Below are 12,659 nucleotides of genomic sequence, written 5' to 3'. Positions count from 1 at the left end.
GTGCGTTCTCACGACTACGGCCGCGACATCCTGTCGACCCCGAAGCGGGGGAAGGTCCCCGAGATCCCGGCCGAACCCGGCCTCGTCGTCGAAGACCCCGCCAGCGGCTTCTGCGGTGCCGTCGTCAAGTTCGAGTACGGCCAGGTCGTCCTGGAGGACCGCCACGGCCGCCACCGGCTGTTCCCGCTGCGTCCCGCCGGGTTCCTCGTCGACGGCAAACCCGTCACGCTCGTCGCACCCCCGCCGCAGCCGCGGAAGCCACGCGTCAGCGCCTCCGGCTCGGTCAAGGTCGAGGGGCTGCGCGCGCGGACCGCCCAGGCCAGCCGCATCTGGGTCGAGGGCAAGCACGACGCCGAGCTCGTCGAACGCGTCTGGGGCCACGACCTGCGCGTCGAAGGCATCGTCGTCGAACCCCTGCACGGCGTCGACGAACTGCCGCAGCGCATCGCCGAGTTCGGCACCGCCCCGCACCGCCGCCTCGGCGTCCTGGTCGACCACCTCGTCGCCGGCTCCAAGGAACAACGCGTCGTCGACCAGATCGACGACGGCAACGTGCTCGTCACCGGCCACCCCTACGTCGACATCTGGCAGGCCGTGAAACCACGGGCCGTCAAGATCGAGGCCTGGCCCGTCGTGCCCCGCGGCGCCGACTGGAAGACCGGTGTCTGCGCGCAGCTGGGCTGGGGCGAGACCTGGGAGGGCTGGCAGCGCGTCCTGGGCTCCGTGAGCAGCTACCGCGACATCGAGCCCGACCTGCTCGGCGCCGTCGAGCGGCTGATCGACTTCGTCACCGTCCCGCAGGACTGACCCGCCGCGGCCGAGACCGACACCGCCGGCACGCACGGCGAAACGCGGTTCCGGCACCGGCTGGTGATCGATTACGTCACGGTCGAGCGACCAGCACGGTGAATCTTGGAGCCGCACGCCGCCCGTTGGTGTATGTATGGGCGCATGGCCGCGCTGATCTGGCTGATCGTCGGGATACTGCTCGTCGTCGCCGAGGTTCTCTCCGGTGACTTCGTGCTGGTCATGCTCGGCGCCGCCGCACTGGCCGCGGCGGGCGTATCGGCACTGGGGGCCGCCGACCTGGTGAGCGTGCTCGTGTTCGCGGCCACGTCGGTCGGGCTGATCGTCGGTGCCAGGCCCTTCGTCAAGAGGCGCCTGCAGCTCGGTTCCGGAATCAAGATGCACCACGAGGCGCTGCTCGGTGCCAGGGCCATCGCGTTGTCGCAGGTGGACGAGCACAGCGGGCAGGTCAAGATCGGCGGCGAAACCTGGAGCGCGCGCACCCTCGACGGGTCCGTGGTGCAGGCAGGCGAGGCCGTCACCGTTGTCGAGATCTCGGGTGCGACCGCCGTGGTCATCGCGGCTGTCTGACCCGGAAGGATGTGACCTGAGTTGGACCCGATCACCCTTGTGGTCGTGGCCGTCATCGCGATCTTCGTGCTGACCATCGCCGTCAAGTCGGTGCTGGTCATCCCGCAGGCGCAGGCCGCCGTCATCGAACGCCTCGGCCGCTTCCGCACCACCGCGGCGCCCGGCCTGAACATCATGGTGCCGTTCATCGACAAGGTGCGGGCCCGCATCGACCTGCGCGAGCAGGTCGTGTCGTTCCCGCCCCAGCCGGTGATCACCCAGGACAACCTCACGGTGTCCATCGACACGGTCGTGTACTTCCAGGTCACCGACCCGCGCTCCGCGGTGTACGAGATCTCCAACTACATCGTCGGTGTCGAGCAGCTCACGATCACGACGCTGCGCAACCTCGTCGGTGGCATGAGCCTGGAGGAGACGCTGACCTCCCGCGACCACATCAACGGCCAGCTGCGCGGCGTCCTGGACGAGGCGACCGGCCGCTGGGGTCTGCGGGTGGCGCGCGTCGAGCTGAAGTCCATCGACCCGCCGCCCTCCATCCAGGACTCGATGGAGAAGCAGATGCGCGCCGACCGCGAGAAGCGCGCCATGATCCTCACCGCCGAGGGCCAGCGGGAGTCGTCCATCAAGACCGCCGAGGGCCAGAAGCAGTCGCAGATCCTCGCCGCCGAGGGTGGCAAGCAGGCCGCGATCCTGTCCGCCGAAGGGGAGCGGCAGTCGCAGATCCTGCGCGCGCAGGGTGAACGTGCCGCCCGGTACCTGCAGGCGCAGGGGCAGGCCAAGGCCATCGAGAAGATCTTCGCCGCGATCAAGGCGGGCAAGCCCACCCCGGAGGTGCTGGCCTACCAGTACCTGCAGACCCTGCCGCAGATGGCGCAGGGCGACGCCAACAAGGTGTGGATGATCCCGTCCGACTACGGCAAGGCCCTCGAAGGCTTCGCCCGCATGCTCGGCGCCCCCGGCGACGACGGCGTGTTCCGCTACGAGCCCCCGGCCGCCGACGAGGGCGAGTCGCCGCGCCCGGAGGACGAGGACGAGTCGGTCGCCGCCTGGTTCGACCTCAAGTCCGACCCGAAGGTCGCCGAGGCGGTCGCCGCCGCGGAGGCCGTCGCACGCCAGGAGGTGCCCGGACCGCTGAGCACCCCGCCGCGCTCGGTCGCCGCCGCCACGCCGGTGCCCGAGCTCGAGGCCGAACAGCCCCGGTCGCTGCACCAGCCAGGCGACCAGGTCTGAGCAACACCACCGCGAGCGGCCCATCCCGATCACCGGGGTGGGCCGCTCGCGTTCGTCCGCTCGAAGATTTTTCCGGGCGCGTGTCGATCGAACCGGCTGCCCGTTCGACCTGAGCGTGAAAGGGTCCACAACGGACCGCACGAACCACTGGGAGAGACCGACATGAAGTTCATGCTGATCTGGCGCGTGACCTCGGACGAGGCCTGGGGCAACCTCGGCGACATCGACTTCGACACGATGCTCGAGACGGTCGGCAGGTTCAACGAGGAGCTCATCGAGGCCGGCGTGCTGATCGCCGCCGAAGGCCTCGCCCCCGCCGAGGAAGGCGTGGTCGTCGACTTCTCCTCCGAACCGCCCGTCGTCACCGACGGCCCGTACGGGGAGACCAAGGAGCTGTTCAACGGCTTCTACCTGATCAACGTCCCGACCATCCAGGACGCGGTCGAGTGGGCCAAGCGCACCCCGATGACCGCCGCCGGGTTCAAGACCGAGATCCGCCGCGTCCCCTCGATCGACGAGTTCCCGCAGGACAACGAGTGGATCAAGAAGGAACGGGCCTGGCGCGAGGCCACCAACCAGCTCTGATCTCATTAGGGCCATGAGCAGCGACCCCACGGGACGCAAGGCCGTCGCGGCGGTGTGGCGCATCGACTCCGCCAGGATCATCGGTGCGCTCACCCGCTACACCGGCGACTTCGCGCTGGCCGAGGACCTCGCCCAGGAAGCACTCGCCGAAGCGCTGGTGACCTGGCCGCGCGAGGGCGTGCCGAACAACCCCGCGGGGTGGCTGCTCACCGTCGGGCGGCGTCGCGCGATCGACGCGTTCCGCCGCCGCGGCACCCGCGACGAGAAGTACGCCGCCCTGGCGCACAACCTGCCCGAGGGCGGCGCGCTCACCGGCGCCACCGAACCCGGCCCGGCGCCGGACGACGTGCTGTGGGACCCCGACCAGATCGACGACGACACCCTCGCCCTGATGTTCACCTCCTGCCACCCGGTGCTGTCGCGGGAGGCCGGGGTGGCGCTGACGCTGCGCGTCATCGGCGGTCTGACCAGCGACGAGATCGCGCGGGCGTTCCTGGTGCCCACCGCGACCGTGCAGGCCCGCATCACCCGCGCCAAGAAGACCCTCGGCGCGGCGAACGTGCCGTTCGAGGTGCCGCCGGTCAACGAACGCCCCGCGCGGCTCGCGCAGGTCCTCAGCGTCATCTACCTGATCTTCACCGAAGGCTCGTCGGCGAGCTCCGGCGACGAGGTCATCCGCTTCGACCTGGCCGGGGAAGCCCAGCGGCTGGCCAGGATCCTGTCGCGGCTCATGCCAGAGGAACCCGAGGTCCACAGCCTGCTCGCCCTGCTGGAGCTGACCGCCGCGCGGTTCCCGGCCCGCCGCGGCCCCGCCGGCGAGACCGTGCTGCTGGAGGACCAGGACCGGCGCCGCTGGGACCGCTCCGCCATCGCCCGCGGCCGCGCCGCCCTGGCCAAGGCCGCCGACGCGGGCCGCGGCTACGGCTACTACGGGCTGCAGGCCGCGATCGCCGAATGCCACGCGCTGGCGTCCTCGGTCGAGGAGACGAACTGGGACCGCATCGTCGCCTTGTACGACGGCCTGGGCCGCCTCGCCCCGTCACCGGTCGTCGACCTCAACCGCGCCGTCGCCGTGTCGATGGCCCAGGGTCCCGCCGCCGCGCTGCCGATCGTCGACTCGCTCGCGTCCGCCGACGAGTTCAAGGGCTCCCACCAGCTACCCGGGGTGCGCGGAGAGCTGCTGCGCCGCCTCGGCCGGATCGAGGAGGCCCGCACCGCGCTGGAGCAGGCCATTCAGTTGTGCGGCAACGAACGCGAGCGGGCCGTGCTGACCCGGAAGCTGGCCGAGCTGTAAACGTCTGACCACGCGGGGTGAACCTCAAATCCGTCAGGGCGACACAGGTAGCACTCGACCGGGCGACGCGGGAATGATGTTGTGATGCACTCGCTGCCCGCCTCCGTGGCCTCCGCGCTCGCCGAGGCCGACAGTGAGAGCGCCGACTGGCCCGCGCAGTGGCGTGCGCTCACCGCCGTGTCGATCGAGCTGCAGTCGTTGCTGGTCACCGACCCCGGCCCGGAGCTCGTGGCGCTGATCGAACAGATCGTCACCCAGCTGGCCAACGGGGTCGCGTCCAGCCGAAGACACCGGGTCGAGCTCGCCGAACTGGCCCACCGCGTCCTGAGCACCCACGCCCGCGCGTGCGCCGAGATCACCCCCGACCCCGCGCGGCTCGCGGACTGGCTGCTCGACCTGCAGCTGCACTACCCCGAGGCGCCCGACGTGAGCCTGGCCGCCTATGCCGGCGCGCTCGACGACGAGGGCCTGCGGCACTACCGCGACCGCGCGGTGGCGTTGTTCGCGCCGCTGCCGGTGATCGGGTTCGGCGAGACCGGCCGCTACGACCGCGCCCGCTGGGCGTTGCTGCGCGTCATGGAAGAGCTCGCCGAGTACACCGAGGACGTCGACCTGCAGCTGCTCGTGCTCACCAAGGACCTGTCCTCGGGCTGGCACTACCTGCAGATCGCCACGGTGCTGCGCGACAGCGGCCGCTCCGAGGAGGCCCTGGACTGGGTCGGACGCGGCCTGCGTGCCGTCGGCGGCAGGGGAGCGGCGCTGCGGCTGATCGACCTGGCCGTGGAGGAGCACCTGCGGCGCGGCGCCGCGCACCGGGCGGTGCAGGTGTGCCGGGAGGCGTTCTTCGCCCGCCCCAACCTCGACATCTACCTCAAGGCCAGGGCGCTGGTCGTGCACACCGACGAATGGCCGCCGTTGCGCGCCGAGCTCGTGGACCACCTCGTGCGCGACGGCGGCCGGCTGGCGGTCGAGGTCTACCGGCGCATCGTCGAGGTCGAGCTCGCCCGGCGCGGCATCGAGGAGCAGGAACTGCTCGTCGAATGGCTGCAGCAGCTCCGCGGCCTGCAGCCCGACGCCTTCGCGGACTACCTGGACCACATCAGGTCACGGCACGCGGCCGATCGGGAACTGCTCGACGAGTTGTCCCGCCGCGGATTCTGACCGTTCCCGGTAGTCCGTACTCGAACTGTCCTACTTCGCCTGACCGAGACCGGACGGGGTCCGGTCCGCCCACGGCCTCGCGCGCTCCAGCTGGGCCGACACCGACAGCAGCGTGCACTCGTCGTGCTGACGGCCCACGAGCTGCACCGCGAGCGGCAGACCCGACGACGTGTGGCCGGCGGGAACGGCCGCGGCCGGGTTGCCGACGATGTTCCACAGCGGCAGGAACGTCGTGTAGCGCGAGGCGGCGAGCAGCGCCGTGAAGACACTGCGGTCGTCCCACTCGCCCACGCGGATCGGCGGCCGGGTCAGCACCGGGGTGAGCAGCACGTCGACCGAGGTGAAGACCCGGTTCGCATACGCGGTGAGCGCCGCGTCGTCCTTGCGGGCCCACCGGGCGGCGGCGCGCGGGACACGGCGGCCCAGCTCACCGGCCGCGCGGGTGCGGGGCTCGACCAGGTCAGGGAACTCCATGCCGGTTCGCGCGAGGTGGGCGTTGTGCAGGTACCGGGCAGCGAACCGCGTGGAGGCGGTGACGTCACGCATCGGCGGATCGAGGCGCACGACGTCGTGGCCGAGGTCGGTGAGCAACGCGGCGGTGTCCTGCACGGCGTCGCGGACCTCGTCGGCGATCGGGATGCCCGGACCCCACGGCCGCAGCGACACCCCGACGCGCAGCCGTCCCGGATCGGTCCGCGCGGCCTCGGTGAAGCTCGTGCGCGGCGGGTGGGCGACGTGCGCGTCACCGGGTGCGGCGCCGCGGATCTGGTCGGCGACCAGCGCCCAGTCCAGCACCGTGCGGGTGATCGGCCCCGCCACGACCAGGCCGTCCAGCATCTGCGGCTCCGGGGACAGCGAGACACGGCCGCGCTGGGGCTTGAGCCCGAACAACCCGGTCACCGCGGACGGGATGCGGATCGACCCGGCGCCGTCGGTGCCGATCGCCGCCGCCGCGAGCCCCGCCGCCACCGCGGCGGCCGAACCGCCGCTGGAACCGCCGGGGGAGTGCGTCAACGACCACGGGTTACGCGTCGGCCCCGCCCAGGAGCTTTCGGTGTAGGGCCACAACCCCAGCTCGGGCATGCGGGTGCGGCCGATGATCACGGCCCCGGCCTCGCGCAGCCGCGTGACGATCGCGGAGTCCGCGGGCTGCGGGGTGCGGGCGGCGTTCGTGCCCTTGGTCGTGGGCAGGCCCTCGACCGCGATGTCCTCCTTGACCGCGATCGGCACACCGAGCAGCGGCAGGTCCTCACCGGCGGCTCTGAGCTCGTCCGCCCGGGCGGCGTCCGCCTGGGCCTTGTCGGTGAAGACCAGCCGGAACGCGTTGAGCCGCGGATCGATCCGCTCGATGCGGCGCAGGTGCTCCGCGAGCAGGTCCCGCGCGCTCACCTCGCCGGACCGCACGGCTTGCGCCTGCCTGGCGACACCGGCGAAACACAGCTCCGTCAGCTCCATGAACCGACCCTAAGCGCCCGCAGGTGATCTACGGAATGGGAGTAACACGCACGAGAGTTCCCGCGACGGCCGGGCACCGACTACCGCTCGCGCACCTACGGCCTGGAGCCCTGCTCCGACTACACGGCCCGGCGCCTGCACCACGTCATCGACACCAGCCGGCGCGTCCGTCATGCCGGCCGGCGGCTGCGGTGGTTCGCGACGGCCACGCGGTTGGCGCACCTGGTGGAGCAGAACCGCCTCTTGCCGTTGCGGCTGGTGTCGACGAACACCGTGTCGCAGCCCTCGCGGTCGCACCAGCCGATGCGCTGCGCGTCCTCGCAGAACAACGCCGCCATGCCCGCCGCCGTGTACGCCTTGACCCGCACGTCGGTCGGTGCGTCCTCACGGGCGTAGTGCAGATGCGGGGCGCGTCCGTCGTGGGTGGAGATGTAGTGCGTGGTCGACGACCGGGCCAGCAGCTCGTTGAGCAGCTCGACCGTGGGGTGGCGGAACACCTGCCGCAGCTGCTCGACCCAGTCTCGTACGTCACGTTCCTGGCGGGCGTCGAGGGAGCCCAGGGGCTTGTAGTCGGACGCTTTCAGCACGTCGAGCAGCGGATCGGCCGGGCCGGCGTTGACCAGCGCCGCGGCGAGCTCGGCGGCCGCCCCGCCGTAAGGGTTGAAATGCACTAGACCATGACACCAGGCTGGGGGTCATGATCGCCACCTGCCCCACCTGCCACTGGCCCGCCACCGGCGCCGTCTCCACGCACGGCCCGGTCGCCTACGTGCGCTGTGTCTGCGGCCTGTTCCTCGTCGTGGAACGGGGAGTGGTCACCGCGACGGCCGGGACCAGCACGTTCGCCCCGACTCACCACGGCTGTGGTGATCTTGCTAGTGTCCCGGACCGTGAGCCGTCGTGATCTTCTGTGCGACACCGCGATCCAGATCCTCGCGGTGGAAGGCGGCCGGGGCCTGACCCACCGCGCGATCGACCGCGAGGCCGGAGTCCCCATCGGCACTACCAAGAACTACTTCCCGACCCGCGAGGCCGTTCTCACCGCGTGTGCCGCCCGCATGACGTCGCTGCACCGCGCCGCCGTGCAGCGCCTGCGGGAGACCACCCCGGCCGACATCAGCGCCTCCGACGTCGCCGAGCTCTACCCGGCCCTGCTGCGCCGCGCGGTCGCCGACGACCCGACCCAGATGCTCGCGATGGTCGAGCTGTACCTGGAAGCCGTCCGCCGCCCCGGCGTGCGCGCCGCCCTGTCCGGCATGGTGCTGGCCAACGCCGAGGCCGCGGCCACCCTGCAGCAGGCGGCGGGCCTGCCGTCCACGGTGCGCGACACGGGCCTGCTCGACGCCTACTTCCTGGGCGTGGCGATCTCACTGCTCGCGCTGCCCAGGGAGACGCTCGAGACCGTCGGGCTCGACGACCCGTACGCGCTGGGGATCGGCGTGTTCTCCGCGACCGCGCCCAAGGCTCCGTCGCGCTAGTCAGACCGCGGCGGCCAGGGCGTCCAGCAGCGCCGCGTAGGTCTGCCCGACGTCGGCCCCGGCGGTCTCGATGACCACCGACGCGGGCGTGAGGTAGGCGTCGAGGTGCTCGTAGATGCGGCGGATGACCGTGGCGCCGCCCATCGCCTCGACGGCGGCGTCGATGTGGTGCTCGCGGCGCCGGAACCGGTCGATCGCCGTCTCGGGTGGCGCGAGCAGCACGAACTCCAGGTAGCCGGCGCCTGCCGACGCGGCCGCCCGCGCGAAGGCGGCGCTCTGGCCGCGGTCGGCGATCAGCTGCGGCATGACGACGTCGTGACCGGAGGCCAGGTGGGTGCTCGCCATGACGAGGGCCAGCGGGCGGACCAGGCCGACCGCGCCGTAGAAGTCGTCCTGCCAGCCGCCGACGAGCCGCACGATCTCGTCGGCGTCGAGGTTGAGCGTCCTGGGATGGTCGGCAGCGTAGCGGGCGGCGATCGTGGACTTGCCGACGCCGGTGGGGCCGTTGAGGTGGATCAGCCGGGGCACTTGATCAAGGCTAGCGGCGTCGCTCCGACCCGTTGCCGGGCGAGCTCGCGGTCCGGGCCAGGCCCTTAGCGGCCGACCTTCGCCAGCTCGTCGATCGCCGTCGCCACCAGCGCGATCGCGATGTCCGGTGACTTGCCGCAACTGGCCGGTCGCGCCGGCACCGGTTGCTCGGCGAGCGCCACCCGCCACTCACGCCCGTCGGAGTGCCGCACGGTCGCGGAGTCCGCCGTCTCGGCGGCGACGGTGAGCACGTCGCGGGTCTCACCGATCTGCCGGCGCACGGCGACCTCGGCGACCTGCCCGCGCGGCGTGAAGCAGGAACGGCCCCGGCAGCGATCGGCGACGATGCCCTCGGTGACGACACGCTCGGCCAACTGGTGGTCGATACGCCCGTACAGGTGGCCAGTGGGCAGCAGGACTCCGGTGGGCGCGAAGCGGTGCCCGCCGGTGTGGGTGCACTCCCACAGGTTCAGCGCGGTGGCGATCGGACGCCCGTACAAGGCGCAGCAGACGTCGCGCTTGCTGTTCGTGCAGATCAGCAGCAACGGATCATGGACCGGCGTGCCGAACGCCGTCGAACGGCCCGCGCCCAGAGCGGCGAAGTCGAGCTCGAGCGCTTCCTCCGGAGTGGCCAGATCGGCCTGCTCCAGCCACGACGCGCCGGGCCTCGCCGAGGCCAGGTACAGCCGGCGCCGCGCGGGCACGTGGTCGTCGGCGTGCTTGCCGGGACGGCGGATCAGCAGGATGCGCACCCCCGTGCCCTCGGCGCGGCGCTGCAGCTCGGCGCCGAGTTCGGGGTCGAGGTGGCTCTCCAGCAGGGCGTCACGGCCCCACGGGCCCGGCTGTTCCAGACACAGCCACGCCGTCGCGGTCGCGGCCGTGCCGGCCAGCGGTTCGCCCGCGAACTCGGAGAGTATCGAGCACCTCATTCGCACACTCTATACGGCCGTTCGGGTGAGGACTTAGGCCGCCCTTACTTAATTTCCGTTACTTCGATCATGAACCTCGCCGTGTGGATCGCGCCGGGTGTGGCGGCCCTTGTATCTAATGGCTGGCTTCACCACACCGGCCAAGCCGAAACAAGAGCGGCTTATGTCCTGGGCCGGCGACGTCACGCCCGGCCGGGTCAAGGGCGTCGGCGTGGTGGGTGGCGGTGGCGAACCAGCCCAGCCCGGCAGCGTTCGGCGCGCGGCATCGCCACGCCATCTCGTAGGGGTGCATGGGTCGCTCCGACAGCAGCGCCAGCACCGCCAGGGCCAGGGGTTCGCCCGTCCGAACGTCTTAGGGTGGGTGGCATGACAACGGTGATCACCGGGGGAAGCCGGGGTATCGGTGCCGCGACCGCGCGCAGGCTCGTGCGCGACGGGCACCGGGTCGTGATCAGTTACCGCCAGGCCGCCGAGCAGGCGCGCCTGCTCGAGAAGGAGCTCGGCGTGCTCGCCGTGCAGGCCGACACCGCGAACGAGGACGACGTGGCACGCCTGTTCGACGCCGCCGGTGACGACATCACCGGCGTGGTCAACAACGCCGGCATCACCTCCCCGTCCGGGCCGCTGGCGCAGCTGCGCACCGAGGACCTGCGCCGCGTCGTGGACGTCAACGTCATCGGCGCGATCTTCGTGGCGCGGGAAGCGGCGCGGCGGATGACCAGGGGAGCGATCGTGAACGTGTCGTCGGGCGCGGCGACGCTGGGCAGTCCGGGGGAGTACGTGCACTACGCCGCCACCAAGGCCGCCGTGGACGCGCTGACGATCGGCCTGGGCAAGGAGCTCGCGCCGCGCGGGATCCGGGTGAACGGCGTGCAGCCGGGCACCATCCGTACCGACATCCACCAGCTCTCCGGCCAGCCCGACCGCCCGGACAAGGTCGCCGGACGCGTGCCGATGGGCAGGCCCGGTGAGGCGGAGGAGATCGCGAACGCCATCGCGTGGCTGCTGTCGGAGGAGGCGTCCTACGCGACAGGATCGATCCTGCGGGTGACCGGCGGGACCTGAGCGGATCTGCGGCCTTTCGCCTCTGCGGCCACCGCGCGCGACAGCCCTAAGCTTCAGCGTCATGTCCGCGCCCACGCTCACCGACTTCGTGCTCGCCCACACGACGCTGGCCCCGGTGCCGCTGGTGCCCGAGGTCGGGCTGCACAGCGCGGTCGAGGCACTGGACCTGTGGGAGCTGACCCGCCACGACCAGCCGCCGTTCTGGGCGTTCCCCTGGGCGGGCGGCCAGGCCCTCGCACGGCACGTGCTGGACAACTCCGGGCTGGTGCGCGACAAGAAGGTGTTCGACCTCGCGTCCGGCTCCGGCCTCGTGGCGATCGCCGCCGCGCTGGCCGGAGCGGACTCGGTCACCGCCAACGACATCGACCCGCTCGCGCTCGCCGCGGTGGAGCTCAACGCCGCCGCCAACGACGTCACGATCACCACGCTGGGCGGTGACCAGCTCGACAGCGACGCCCACGGAGCCGACGTGGTGCTCGCCGGTGACGTGTTCTACGACGCGAAGATCACCGCGCTGGTGCTGCCGTTCCTCACCAGGGCCGCCGCACGGGGCGCGGTGGTCCTGCTCGGCGATCCGGACCGGGCACACCTGCCCCGCGACCGGTTCACCGCGCAGGCCCGCTACGAGGTGCCGGTGCCGCTGACGCTGGAGAGCACCGAGACCCGCAGCGCGACCGTGTGGCGCGCTTAGGACCCAGCCGGAATCGGTACCCGGCCGGCGCGGCGTGGTCGTCAGCCCAGACGTTCCACCACGAACGCCGTCAGGAACCCGGCCGTGGTGCACAGCCCCGTGTACAGGCGGGCACGTTCGTAGGCCTCGGGGATCATCGTGTCCGCGATCATCGCCAGGATCGCCCCCGCCGCGACCGCCGTGATCACCGCGATGAGCCGCGGTGACGCGCCGTCGAGCAGCAGGTTGCCCAGCGCCGCGGACAGCCCGCTCGCCACCGCGATCGCACCCCACACCCCGAACACGTACCCGGGGCCGCGACCCGCCTGCTTCATGCCGGCGACGCTGGACAGGCCTTCCGGCACGTTCGAGATCACCACCGCCGCCAGCATCGCCACCCCGACCCCGCCGCCGCTGAGCAGCGACACCCCCAGCACCACGGACTCAGGCACGCCGTCGAGCAACGCGCCGACCGCGATGGCCGTGCCGCTGCCCGCCTGCTCGGACTCGGTGGGCTGGTTGCTGCTGCGCTTGCGGTGCCGCGCCCCACGCCGGGCCAGCAGCACGTTGGCCAGCACGTACGCCACGGCCCCGCCGAGGAACCCCGCGGAGGTCGCGAGCAGGCCACCGGTCTGCTCGGCCTCATCCATCAACTCGAACGCCGCCGCCGCGGTCAGCACACCCGCGCCGAACGCCATCACCACCGCGACCACGGCCCGGGGCACGCGCAGGAACCAGGCGACGAGCGCACCCACCACGAGCGCACCACCGCCCGCCAGTCCCCACACACCCGCTTCGACCCATTGGGGCATGGTCACCATCTTGGCGAGAACCCCCTCAGGTCGCCCGCCAACGGCTCCCGCACGTCGTGTCCGCACCCGGCCGCG

Annotated in this window: 15 protein-coding genes; 10 read left to right on the top strand and 5 right to left on the bottom strand. The window is 71.9% G+C overall.

The annotated features are described in order from the left end of the window. The 6 genes from ACRSBM_RS18100 to ACRSBM_RS18075 all read left to right on the top strand — a co-directional run bounded on the left by ACRSBM_RS18100 (window position 1) and on the right by ACRSBM_RS18075 (window position 5,647). Window positions 1-807: a DUF3097 domain-containing protein gene (locus ACRSBM_RS18100; RefSeq protein WP_434444691.1), complete on the top strand. Its 807-nt coding sequence runs from the start codon at window positions 1-3 to the stop codon at window positions 805-807. A gap of 144 nt (window positions 808-951) precedes the next feature. Further along, window positions 952-1,377 (top strand): NfeD family protein, encoded by a 426-nt coding sequence (locus ACRSBM_RS18095; RefSeq protein ID WP_434444690.1) that lies wholly within the window; start codon window positions 952-954, stop codon window positions 1,375-1,377. A gap of 21 nt (window positions 1,378-1,398) precedes the next feature. Further along, window positions 1,399-2,607: an SPFH domain-containing protein gene (locus ACRSBM_RS18090; RefSeq protein ID WP_434444688.1), complete on the top strand. Its 1,209-nt coding sequence runs from the start codon at window positions 1,399-1,401 to the stop codon at window positions 2,605-2,607. A gap of 162 nt (window positions 2,608-2,769) precedes the next feature. Then, the gene (locus ACRSBM_RS18085; protein WP_434444686.1) at window positions 2,770-3,192 is read left to right on the top strand and encodes a YciI family protein; all 423 of its coding nucleotides are present in this window, start codon (window positions 2,770-2,772) and stop codon (window positions 3,190-3,192) included. A 13-nt stretch (window positions 3,193-3,205) separates the two neighbouring features. Further along, window positions 3,206-4,486 carry an RNA polymerase sigma factor gene (locus tag ACRSBM_RS18080; RefSeq protein ID WP_434444684.1) on the top strand — a complete coding sequence of 427 codons (1,281 nt, stop codon included), beginning with the start codon at window positions 3,206-3,208 and terminating at the stop codon, window positions 4,484-4,486. Between the two features lie 84 nt (window positions 4,487-4,570). Then, window positions 4,571-5,647 (top strand): hypothetical protein, encoded by a 1,077-nt coding sequence (locus tag ACRSBM_RS18075; protein WP_434444682.1) that lies wholly within the window; start codon window positions 4,571-4,573, stop codon window positions 5,645-5,647. 30 nt (window positions 5,648-5,677) lie between these two features. Here the strand turns inward: ACRSBM_RS18075 and ACRSBM_RS18070 are convergent, their stop codons facing one another. Together ACRSBM_RS18070 and ACRSBM_RS18065 are read right to left on the bottom strand one after the other, a co-directional pair. Next, window positions 5,678-7,102, bottom strand: coding sequence for an amidase (locus ACRSBM_RS18070; protein WP_434444680.1), 1,425 nt, complete (start codon window positions 7,100-7,102; stop codon window positions 5,678-5,680). 170 nt (window positions 7,103-7,272) lie between these two features. Next, complete coding sequence (locus tag ACRSBM_RS18065) at window positions 7,273-7,773, bottom strand: CGNR zinc finger domain-containing protein (protein ID WP_434444678.1); 501 nt, start codon at window positions 7,771-7,773, stop codon at window positions 7,273-7,275. Window positions 7,774-7,799: 26 nt separating this feature from the next. Between ACRSBM_RS18065 and ACRSBM_RS18060 the strand changes: the two genes are divergently transcribed. Together ACRSBM_RS18060 and ACRSBM_RS18055 are read left to right on the top strand one after the other, a co-directional pair. Next, a complete protein-coding gene (locus ACRSBM_RS18060) occupies window positions 7,800-8,006 on the top strand; it encodes a hypothetical protein (protein ID WP_434444676.1) in 207 nt (68 codons plus the stop codon). Continuing rightward, window positions 7,993-8,580 carry a TetR/AcrR family transcriptional regulator gene (locus ACRSBM_RS18055; RefSeq protein ID WP_434444674.1) on the top strand — a complete coding sequence of 196 codons (588 nt, stop codon included), beginning with the start codon at window positions 7,993-7,995 and terminating at the stop codon, window positions 8,578-8,580. The genes ACRSBM_RS18060 and ACRSBM_RS18055 overlap by 14 nt, the downstream gene beginning before the upstream one ends. Here the strand turns inward: ACRSBM_RS18055 and ACRSBM_RS18050 are convergent, their stop codons facing one another. After that, window positions 8,581-9,108, bottom strand: a complete 528-nt coding sequence (locus tag ACRSBM_RS18050; RefSeq protein WP_434444672.1) for an AAA family ATPase — start codon at window positions 9,106-9,108, stop codon at window positions 8,581-8,583. It abuts the gene before it with no gap. 65 nt (window positions 9,109-9,173) lie between these two features. Then, a complete protein-coding gene (locus ACRSBM_RS18045; RefSeq protein WP_434444670.1) occupies window positions 9,174-10,037 on the bottom strand; it encodes a sucrase ferredoxin in 864 nt (287 codons plus the stop codon). 366 nt (window positions 10,038-10,403) lie between these two features. Here ACRSBM_RS18045 and ACRSBM_RS18040 point away from each other — a divergent pair, with 366 nt between their 5' ends. Both ACRSBM_RS18040 and ACRSBM_RS18035 read left to right on the top strand, forming a co-directional pair. After that, window positions 10,404-11,102 (top strand): SDR family oxidoreductase, encoded by a 699-nt coding sequence (locus ACRSBM_RS18040; RefSeq protein WP_434444668.1) that lies wholly within the window; start codon window positions 10,404-10,406, stop codon window positions 11,100-11,102. A gap of 61 nt (window positions 11,103-11,163) precedes the next feature. Continuing rightward, window positions 11,164-11,793, top strand: coding sequence for a class I SAM-dependent methyltransferase (locus ACRSBM_RS18035; RefSeq protein WP_434444667.1), 630 nt, complete (start codon window positions 11,164-11,166; stop codon window positions 11,791-11,793). Between the two features lie 41 nt (window positions 11,794-11,834). Here ACRSBM_RS18035 and ACRSBM_RS18030 read toward each other — a convergent pair whose 3' ends face one another. Continuing rightward, complete coding sequence (locus ACRSBM_RS18030) at window positions 11,835-12,584, bottom strand: ZIP family metal transporter (protein WP_434444665.1); 750 nt, start codon at window positions 12,582-12,584, stop codon at window positions 11,835-11,837. Window positions 12,585-12,659: the final 75 nt, after the last annotated feature.

Origin of the sequence: Lentzea xerophila, assembly GCF_051094245.1 — a bacterium.
GTDB classification, from domain to species: Bacteria; Actinomycetota; Actinomycetes; order Mycobacteriales; family Pseudonocardiaceae; genus Lentzea; species Lentzea xerophila.
Note: the sequence above shows the minus strand (reverse complement) of the source record. Positions and strands in the feature narration are given on the sequence as shown.

Excerpts from the sequence above, each read along its gene's own strand:
- ACRSBM_RS18095 (WP_434444690.1), top strand. The coding sequence starts at position 952 with ATGGCCGCGCTGATCTGGCTGATCGTCGGGATACTGCTCGTCGTCGCC.
- ACRSBM_RS18085 (WP_434444686.1), top strand. The coding sequence starts at position 2,770 with ATGAAGTTCATGCTGATCTGGCGCGTGACCTCGGACGAGGCCTGGGGC.
- ACRSBM_RS18080 (WP_434444684.1), top strand. The coding sequence starts at position 3,206 with ATGAGCAGCGACCCCACGGGACGCAAGGCCGTCGCGGCGGTGTGGCGC.
- ACRSBM_RS18075 (WP_434444682.1), top strand. The coding sequence starts at position 4,571 with ATGCACTCGCTGCCCGCCTCCGTGGCCTCCGCGCTCGCCGAGGCCGAC.
- ACRSBM_RS18070 (WP_434444680.1), bottom strand. The coding sequence starts at position 7,102 with ATGGAGCTGACGGAGCTGTGTTTCGCCGGTGTCGCCAGGCAGGCGCAA.
- ACRSBM_RS18060 (WP_434444676.1), top strand. The coding sequence starts at position 7,800 with ATGATCGCCACCTGCCCCACCTGCCACTGGCCCGCCACCGGCGCCGTC.
- ACRSBM_RS18045 (WP_434444670.1), bottom strand. The coding sequence starts at position 10,037 with ATGAGGTGCTCGATACTCTCCGAGTTCGCGGGCGAACCGCTGGCCGGC.
- ACRSBM_RS18040 (WP_434444668.1), top strand. The coding sequence starts at position 10,404 with ATGACAACGGTGATCACCGGGGGAAGCCGGGGTATCGGTGCCGCGACC.
- ACRSBM_RS18035 (WP_434444667.1), top strand. The coding sequence starts at position 11,164 with ATGTCCGCGCCCACGCTCACCGACTTCGTGCTCGCCCACACGACGCTG.
- ACRSBM_RS18030 (WP_434444665.1), bottom strand. The coding sequence starts at position 12,584 with ATGCCCCAATGGGTCGAAGCGGGTGTGTGGGGACTGGCGGGCGGTGGT.